This window comes from Mycobacterium sp. 1245805.9 (genome assembly GCF_001672915.1).
GTDB lineage: Bacteria > Actinomycetota > Actinomycetes > Mycobacteriales > Mycobacteriaceae > Mycobacterium.
Genome location: NZ_LZKR01000153.1, coordinates 58,167 through 65,934 on the forward strand (window position 1 = coordinate 58,167; position 7,768 = coordinate 65,934).

At 71.2% G+C, this 7,768-nt stretch carries 9 protein-coding genes and 1 pseudogene; 8 read left to right on the top strand and 2 right to left on the bottom strand.

Annotation, left to right across the window (positions count from 1 at the left end; all coding sequences use genetic code 11):
• Nucleotides 1–328: 328 nt before the first annotated feature.
• Nucleotides 329–1,186, bottom strand: a complete 858-nt coding sequence (locus A9X00_RS20550) for an HAD-IB family hydrolase (protein WP_067157600.1) — start codon at nt 1,184–1,186, stop codon at nt 329–331.
• Between the two features lie 492 nt (nt 1,187–1,678).
• Here A9X00_RS20550 and ssd point away from each other — a divergent pair, with 492 nt between their 5' ends.
• The 7 genes from ssd to A9X00_RS30105 are packed head-to-tail and all read left to right on the top strand — an operon-like array spanning nt 1,679 to nt 6,130.
• Complete coding sequence (gene ssd / locus A9X00_RS20555; protein ID WP_082975412.1) at nt 1,679–2,719, top strand: septum site-determining protein Ssd; 1,041 nt, start codon at nt 1,679–1,681, stop codon at nt 2,717–2,719.
• On the top strand, nt 2,716–3,879 hold the full coding sequence (locus tag A9X00_RS20560) for a TadA family conjugal transfer-associated ATPase (protein ID WP_067157606.1): 1,164 nt from the start codon (nt 2,716–2,718) through the stop codon (nt 3,877–3,879). Before ssd ends, A9X00_RS20560 begins: the two co-directional genes overlap by 4 nt.
• Nucleotides 3,876–4,682, top strand: coding sequence for a type II secretion system F family protein (locus tag A9X00_RS20565; protein WP_067157609.1), 807 nt, complete (start codon nt 3,876–3,878; stop codon nt 4,680–4,682). The genes A9X00_RS20560 and A9X00_RS20565 overlap by 4 nt, the downstream gene beginning before the upstream one ends.
• Nucleotides 4,679–5,260, top strand: a complete 582-nt coding sequence (locus A9X00_RS20570; RefSeq protein WP_197515218.1) for a type II secretion system F family protein — start codon at nt 4,679–4,681, stop codon at nt 5,258–5,260. Before A9X00_RS20565 ends, A9X00_RS20570 begins: the two co-directional genes overlap by 4 nt.
• 18 nt (nt 5,261–5,278) lie before the next feature.
• Nucleotides 5,279–5,479 carry a DUF4244 domain-containing protein gene (locus tag A9X00_RS20575; RefSeq protein WP_067157612.1) on the top strand — a complete coding sequence of 67 codons (201 nt, stop codon included), beginning with the start codon at nt 5,279–5,281 and terminating at the stop codon, nt 5,477–5,479.
• 23 nt (nt 5,480–5,502) lie between these two features.
• Nucleotides 5,503–5,802, top strand: coding sequence for a TadE family type IV pilus minor pilin (locus A9X00_RS30865; RefSeq protein ID WP_067157615.1), 300 nt, complete (start codon nt 5,503–5,505; stop codon nt 5,800–5,802).
• A 31-nt stretch (nt 5,803–5,833) separates the two neighbouring features.
• Entirely contained in the window at nt 5,834–6,130 is a 297-nt protein-coding gene (locus tag A9X00_RS30105) for an Rv3654c family TadE-like protein (RefSeq protein WP_067157619.1), read from the top strand.
• On the opposite strand, the gene A9X00_RS20590 is transcribed toward A9X00_RS30105, so the two are convergent.
• The gene (locus A9X00_RS20590; protein ID WP_067157622.1) at nt 6,127–7,164 is read right to left on the bottom strand and encodes a PAS domain-containing protein; all 1,038 of its coding nucleotides are present in this window, start codon (nt 7,162–7,164) and stop codon (nt 6,127–6,129) included. The two genes, A9X00_RS30105 and A9X00_RS20590, sit on opposite strands and share 4 nt — an antisense overlap.
• Nucleotides 7,165–7,686: 522 nt before the next feature.
• On the opposite strand from A9X00_RS20590, the pseudogene A9X00_RS32550 reads away from it, so the two are divergent.
• Nucleotides 7,687–7,768 (top strand): annotated as a pseudogene (locus tag A9X00_RS32550) (hypothetical protein); the annotation flags it as partial.

Here is a 7,768-nt window from a genome sequence, read left to right on the forward strand (position 1 = left end):
TACCAAGCGTGCATTTCTGGGCTGCGTGGGTTGGCCTCGGCGATCTTGCGACGCTTCCGGCTGCAACCCCACCCAAAGGGCCGTCGACGCCTTCCACTTTTCGCAATTACGCAGGCCCGCAACACTTCTGCCATTATCGCGGCTATGACTCCGCGTGGGTGCCGGGTTCCGTGCTGGGCGCCAGGTTCGGGAGAACGATCCTTCTCTTCCGGATCGACCTTGGCCTCACCGGGCTTCCGTGGTTCCTTTGTACTACTAGTCCTCTAGCACATCAAGGCCTAAATGCGAAGCAAAAATCTATTGCGCGAATTGCATGTTTGCTGTGCGGCTAAAAGGCGAAGCGGCGCAGCAACGAGTAGGTGACCGCGCCCGCCGCGAGCGCCGTGACGCCAACCGCGGCGGTGGTCGCGATCGCGGCGCCCGAGGGGGCGGGGATCCGGTCGCGCAGCGACACCGGGCGAGAAAACATCAACACGGGCCAGCCGCGCTCGTTGGCTTCTTTGCGCAACGCACGGTCGGGGTTGACCACGCTGGGGTGGCCGACGGCCTCGAGCATCGGCAGGTCGGTGACCGAGTCGGAATAGGCGTAGCAGTGTTCCAGCGGATAGCCCTCGCGCGCGGCCAGCTCGCGGATCGCTTGGACCTTGCCCTCGCCGTAGCAGTAGAACGCGATCTCTCCGGTGTACTTGCCGTCGTCGACGACCATCCGGGTCGCCATCGCGTGGGTGGCACCGAGCGCCCTGGCGATGGGTGCCACGATCTCTTCCCCGGACGCCGAGACCACGACGACGTCGCGGCCACACAGTTTGTGCGCGGCGATGAGGTCCGCGGCCTCCGCGAACACCAGCGGGGTGACGATGTCGTGCAGCGTCTCGTTCACGATCGACTTGACCTGTTCCACGTCCCAGCCGGCGACCATGTTGGTCATGTGGATGCGCATCCGGTCCATCTGGTCATGATCAGCACCGGAGAGCAGATAGATGAACTGGGCGTAGCTGGACTTGAGCACGGCGCGGCGGTTGAGCAGTCCCTGGTTAAAGAAGGGTTTGCTGAAAGCGAGCGTGCTGGACTTGGCAATGATGGTTTTGTCCAGGTCGAAGAAGGCGGCAGTGCGGGCGCGAGGAGCGGCGGTTGCAGGTGTTTCCGGTGAGGTTTGCTGCGGCGCGGCCGAGTCGGAGACGGTCACCGATCCAGCATAGGTCGGCGATCCGGCGGTGCTGCGGAGTTGGGCCCAAAACGGCCGCTCATGATGGGGCCAAGAACATACCGTCGGTATTTTTGCGGCTCAACGCACCTTTCGTAAGAACAACTACTTGCGTTAGTGCGGACTGTCATGTGTATAGTAAGCATTACTCGGCCTGAGCCGAGGGTGCATCAGCCCGACCCCCCGGGGCTGATACACGACGACCCTCGCCTCCTCCCCCCCTGGCGGGGGTCGTCCCTTTTCTGGGGTAAGTTTTCCCGCCGCCCTCGGGCATCGATGGACTGGTCGCCGGGCGTTGCGGGAAGTTCTCCCTCGCGCCGCGGCTGAGTTCCCGGGCGACGGCTTTGTACACACTCGCGTCTCTATCCACAAATCCGGCTTTGGGACTGGTGTGCCAAGGTCACGGCCCCGCAAGGTGGGGTGGTGACGAGCACCATCCGCCCGAAAGCGGCGGCTTCATCGGGCGTGCTGGCGGTGTTGGCGGGTCCGGAACTGCGCGACGAACTGGATCGGGTGGCCGCCGCGGTCGGCGCTCGGGTGGTTCACGCCGGCGGTTCCCCGGTGGGGCGCAAGGCATGGTCGGCGGCCGCGGCGGTGGTGCTGGACGAGGCCGCGGCGGAGCGGTGCGGGCGGGCGGCGCTGCCGAGGCGCGCCCACGTCAACGTTCTGACGGCCAGCGAACCCGCGACGTCGACATGGGCGGCGGCGGTCGCGGTCGGCGCCGAACATGTGCTGAAGCTGCCCGACAATGAGCGCGAGTTGATCCTCGAACTCGCCGAGGCGGGCGAGGCCGCGCGCGACGACGGCCCGCGCGGTGACGTCGTCGCCGTCATCGGGGGCTGCGGTGGGGCCGGTGCGTCGGTGCTCGCGGCCGCCGTGGCGCAGGCCGCCGGCGACGCGCTGCTGGTGGACCTCGACCCGTGGGGCGGCGGCATCGATCTGCTCGTGGGCGGCGAGAGCACGCCCGGGGTGCGCTGGCCGGACCTGGCGCTGCAGGGCGGCCGGCTCAACTGGCCGGCCGTGCGCGAGGCGCTGCCGCGGCACGGCGGAATCAGCCTGCTGTCGGGCACTCGCCGCGGGTACGAGGTGGGCGGCGCGGCGGTGGACGCCGTTGTCGATGCCGGGCGCCGCGGAGGCGTCACCGTGGTCTGCGACCTTACCCGTCGTCTCACCGACGCGACGCATGCCGCGCTGGACGCCGCCGACTTCGTCGTCGTGGTCACCCGCTGCGACGTGCGGGCGTGCGCGGCGACCGCGGCCATGGGCCCGGCGCTCGCCGCGGCCAATCCCAATCTCGGGTTGGTGGTGCGGGGCCCGTCGCCGGGTGGATTGCGGGCCGCCGAGGTAGCCGACGTCACCGGGCTGCCGCTGCTCGCGTCGATCAGAGCCGAGCCGCAACTGGTCCGGCAGCTGGAGCGCGGTGGTCTGCGGTTGGGGCGGCGCGGTCCGCTCGCCGTGGCGGCCCGCCGGGTGCTCGCGGTGCTGCCCGCGGGGCGGACGGGCCGGGCGGCGTGAACGGCTCGCTGATTGAGCGGGTCCGCGAGCGGCTGGCCGCCGAATCGGTCCCGCTGCGACCCGCCGTGGTGGCCGCCGCGATCCGGGCCGAGTCCGGCGGGATGCTCGGCGATACCGAGGTCCTGGCCAACCTGCGGGTGCTGGAAACCGAGCTGACCGGAGCCGGCATCCTCGAACCGCTGTTGTGCGCGGACGGCACCACCGACGTCCTGGTGACCGCACCCGACGCGGTGTGGGTCGACGACGGAAACGGGTTGCGGCGCAGCGGCATTCGTTTCGTCGACGAGGCGGCGGTGCGGCGCCTGGCGCAGCGGCTGGCGTTGGCCGCCGGTCGGCGTCTTGATGACGCCCAGCCCTGGGTGGATGGCCAGCTGACCGGCATCGGCGCCGGCGGGTTCGCGGTGCGGTTGCATGCCGTGCTGCCGCCCGTCGCGGCCGGCGGCACCTGCCTGTCGCTGCGCGTATTGCGTCCGGCCACTCAGGATTTGGCGGCGCTGGCCGCGGCCGGCGCGATCGATCCGCGGGCCGGTGCGCTGATCGGCGACATCATCGCCGCGCGGTTGGCGTTCCTGGTGAGCGGGGGCACCGGCGCGGGCAAGACCACCCTGCTCGCCGCGATGCTGGGCGCCGTGCCGGCCACCGAACGGATCGTGTGCGTCGAGGACGCCGCCGAGCTGGCGCCCCGGCATCCGCATCTGGTCAAGCTGGTCGCGCGCCGCCCCAACGTCGAAGGCGTCGGCGAGGTGCCGGTGCGCGAACTCGTCCGGCAGGCGTTGCGGATGCGGCCGGACCGCATCGTGGTCGGCGAGGTCAGGGGCGCCGAGGTGGTCGATTTGCTGGCGGCGCTGAACACCGGACACGACGGCGGCGCGGGCACGGTGCACGCCAACAATCCGGGCGAGGTTCCCGCCCGGCTGGAGGCGCTGGGCGCCCTCGGCGGCCTGGGCCGGGCGGCACTGCACAGTCAGCTCGCCGCGGCGGTGCAGGTGCTGCTGCACGTCGCGCGGGACCGGGCCGGTCGCCGTCGACTCGACGAAATCGCCGTGCTGCGCCAGGTCGACGGGCAGGTGCGGGCGGTCACCGTGTGGCATGCGGACCGGGGCCTGAGCGACGACGCGGTCGATCTGCATCGCCTGCTGCACAGCCGGATGCCGGCGTGAACGGCCTCGCGGTGGCCGCGCTGCTGTTATCGCTTGCGCTGCTGGTGCTTCCGTCGTCGCCGCGGCGCAGGCTGCCGAGACGGGCCCCGGTCCGGCGGCTCACGGCTCCCCGGGGGACGGTTGCTTTCGTCGCCTGCGGACTCGCCGCGGCCACGGTGCTGCTGCCCTGGACGGCGGTCCTCGCCGCGGGGGGCGTGGGCGCGACGGTGAGCCTGCGTTACCGACGTCGGCGCCGGCTCCGCCGGGCCCAAGACGAGGGTCGGGCCCTGGAAACCGCCCTGGACGTACTGGTCGGCGAGTTGCGGGTGGGCGCGCACCCGGTGCGCGCGTTCCGCGTCGCCGCCTCGGAAACGATTGAAACCGTTGGGGCGGTTGGTATGTCGCTGCGGGCGGTGGCGGCGCGGGCAAGATTGGGCGCGGACGTCACGGCGGGCCTGCGGGCCGCGGCAGGATCGTCGGCGCTGCCCGCGCAGTGGGATCGGCTCGCGGTGTGTTGGCGGCTGGCCAGTGACCAGGGGCTGGCGATCGCAACGCTGATGCGCGCCGCGCAGCGCGATATCGCCGAGCGGCAACGCTTTTCGGATCGGGTGGCATCGAGCATGGCCGGGGCGCGCGCCACGGCGACCATACTCGCGGGTCTGCCGGTGCTCGGTGTGTTGTTGGGCCAACTGATCGGGGCGCGACCGCTGAGCTTTCTGTTGGGCGGGCACGCCGGGGGCTGGCTGCTGGTGATCGGTTCGATGCTGTCCTGCGGCGGGCTGCTCTGGTCGGACCGCATCACGGATCGGACCGGCGCGCAATGACTGTGGCAGCGGTGCTGCTGGCCGTGGCGCTGTGGATCGGGCCCGGCCCGTCGGTGGTGCGGGCGCGCGCCGGAATCCGGGCGGGTGGACATCTTCCGCGGAAGCCGCCGCCGCACGGCCCGGACCCGCTGGCGGTCGCCTCCAGCCTCGACGTGCTGGCCGTGTGCCTGGACGCCGGCATGGCGGTGTCGACGGCCGCAGCGGCGACCGCGCCGTCCGCACCGCCGAGGCTGTCCGGGGTGCTGCGCCGCGCCGCGGACCTGTTGGCGCTGGGTGCGGATCCCGCTGTCGCATGGGCGGTTCCGCCGGCCGGGTCGGTCGACCCGCAAATCGATGCGTTCCTGCGGCTGGCGCGGCGGTCGGCGTCCTCGGGCGCGGCGCTGGCCCGCGGCGTCGCAGAGTTGGCCGATCAATCCCGCCACGAGGCCGCGCACGCCGCGACGGCCGCCGCCGAGCGGGCCGGGGTGCTGATCGCCGGGCCGCTCGGGCTCTGCTTCTTGCCGGCGTTCGTGTGCCTGGGCATCGTGCCGGTGGTCGCGGGGCTGGCCGGTGACGTCTTGCAATCGGGCCTGCTGTGAAAGGAAGGGAAGGCATTGATGATCAGCATGTTTCGCGCGCTCCTGGCGCGCTTCGCCGTGCTGGCGACCGACGAGTCGGGCATGTCGACCGTCGAATACGCCATCGGGACTATTGCCGCGGCGGCGTTCGGCGCGATCCTCTACACCGTGGTCACCGGCGACTCGATCGTCTCGGCGCTGACCAACATCATCGCTCGCGCGCTCAACACCAAGGTCTAGCGGACTGTGCCGGCGCGAGCACCGTGGAGGCGGCGCTGGCGATCGCCACGCTGGTCGTGGTGCTGGTGCTATGCCTGGCGGGGCTCACCGCGGTGTCGATGCAGGTGCGTTGCATCGACGCCGCGCGGGAGGCCGCGCGCTTGGCCGCGCGCGGGGACGGTTCGGCTGCCGACGTCGCACGCCGCATCGCGCCGGACGGGTCGCGGATCCAGGTGCGCCGAGACGGTGATTTTCTGGTGGCCACAGTCGTCGCGCGCTCGAAGCTGTTGCCGTCGCTGGACATTGCCGCCAGGGCGGTCTCGGCGGCCGAGCCCGGCCGATGATCGCGGCTCGGCGACGGTACTCGCCGCCGCGATGGTGGCGGTGGTCCTGTCGCTCACCGGGGCGGGCGCCTACCTCGGGTCTGTGGTGGTGGCGCGTCACCGTGCGCAGGCCGCGGCGGATCTGGCCGCCCTGGCCGCGGCGGGCCGCCTTCCTTCGGGTTCCGCGGCGGCTTGCGCCCGCGCGATGGTGATGGCGCGCCAAATGCGGGTCGACGACGCGCGGTGTGCGGTCGACGACCTCGACGTCGTCGTGACCGTCGAGGTGCGGGTCGCCTTCGCCGGCACGGCGCGGGCGGCCGCGCGGGCGGGGCCCGCCGGCACCGGCTAGGCCGTCGCGCCCGGCGTTGTCGGGAGCCCCGCGGCGGCGACTTCGTCGTCGGTCGGCAATCGAAGCGAGACCAGTCCGGCGTACGTGTCGGGTTCGAGTTCCACCCTGTTGACCGTCACGTGCACGGGCACCCAGTCGTCGTCGTGGCCCCGCATCCGCAGCACCCGGCTCGTCGGGCCGTCGGCGAATTCCTTTGTCATGGAGGACCTTAGGGGTTCGTCGTCCGGATGGATCTTCGGCCTGTCGGTCTTGCTCCCGCGCCAGTCGTAGAACGGGGACGGCTCGTCGAGCCATTTGAGCAGGGCCCAGCTTTCCAGGTCGACGAGCGCCCGGTGGACTCCGGCTTGGGCCAGTCCGTTGAGGATCCGTTGCGCGAGGTCGTCGGTGGACACCATCGGGCCCTTGAGTACCGAGCGCCAGTTCATCGCTCGGGCGATCAGGTGGTCGCGGCCGTCCGGCCCGGGCTCCACGGCGGTGCGGGCGACGAAGCCGATCCGAATGGGCTTGCCCTGCCAATCGGTGACATCCCAAGTGCTGCAGATTGTTTGGTCGGGTTTGGCCCGAACCGCCATGGCGAGCACCTTGGTTTCGTTCGCGTTGAGCTCTCTGGATGGAAGGTCCTCGGCGAAGGCGCGGCCGAAGGTCACCTCGACGTCGGGGTTCTTGCCGCTGTTGGTCAACGATTGGCGGGTGTCGGTGGCTACGCCGAGGGTCAGGTCCCACTTCAGCGGGCCGGGGATCGGCCGTTCGGACGGCTCGGCGTCGGCCGGCCCGGTCCACACGTGCACGCCGTGGATCAGGCCGTCGGACATCACCACCGGCTCGGTGCGGATGACGCGGTCGCGCTTGGTGGTGATGCTGGTCAGGCTCTGGCCGGTCTGCACCGACTCGGCGATCGCCGTCCGCACGGCGGCGAGGTGAGGGCTGCGGCGCAGGAACGTCGTGATCGGGATGAGGTTTTTGAGTTGGCGACCCTGCGCCACAACGGCTGGTTCGCCGCCCAACGTCTCCACGAGCAACCAGTCGTGGGCCATGGGCGCATTTTACGGCGGTGCGACGGCCGTCTACGCCGGTGCTGGACCAGCGCCGTGGTAATTGCGAACGGTTCGTGTTTCCGCCCATTCGCCGCGCGGCGCGGTGGTACGTTGAAGTTTCTTCAGCAGTGAGGAATGGCGCCCGTCACGACGCATGTTCGTGGAGGTCGACCGTTGAGGGGTCGGTCGCCGTCCCGGTGTTGCCTGGCGTGAGTCGCCGCCTGACTTCGTACGCTGCCGTCGCTACGGCAACCCGACTTATCCGTTCAGACCAAACAGCACGCCTCCGGCGCCGGGGTTGCCAGGCGGGGTCCCGTCGCCGCCGGGCCCGCCGTTGCCGATCAACATCGCGTTGCCGCCGTCTCCTCCGGCACCGCCCGCGGACCCGCCGGGTCCTCCGGCACCGCCTGACCCGCCGCCGCCGAACAGCACGCCGCCGTCGCCCCCGGCTCCGCCTTCTCCGCCGTTGTTATACGCACCCCCGCCGGTCCCGCCCGCGCCACCGGGACCCGCGAGCATGCCGGCGTTGCCGCCGGCACCCGCCAATCGTTGACCAACAGCGGCAAGAACCCCGACGTCGAGGTGACCTTCGGCCGCGCCTTCG

Excerpts from the sequence above, each read along its gene's own strand:
- A9X00_RS20570 (WP_197515218.1), top strand. The coding sequence starts at position 4,679 with ATGACTGTGGCAGCGGTGCTGCTGGCCGTGGCGCTGTGGATCGGGCCC.
- A9X00_RS20575 (WP_067157612.1), top strand. The coding sequence starts at position 5,279 with ATGATCAGCATGTTTCGCGCGCTCCTGGCGCGCTTCGCCGTGCTGGCG.
- A9X00_RS30105 (WP_067157619.1), top strand. The coding sequence starts at position 5,834 with ATGGTGGCGGTGGTCCTGTCGCTCACCGGGGCGGGCGCCTACCTCGGG.
- A9X00_RS20590 (WP_067157622.1), bottom strand. The coding sequence starts at position 7,164 with ATGGCCCACGACTGGTTGCTCGTGGAGACGTTGGGCGGCGAACCAGCC.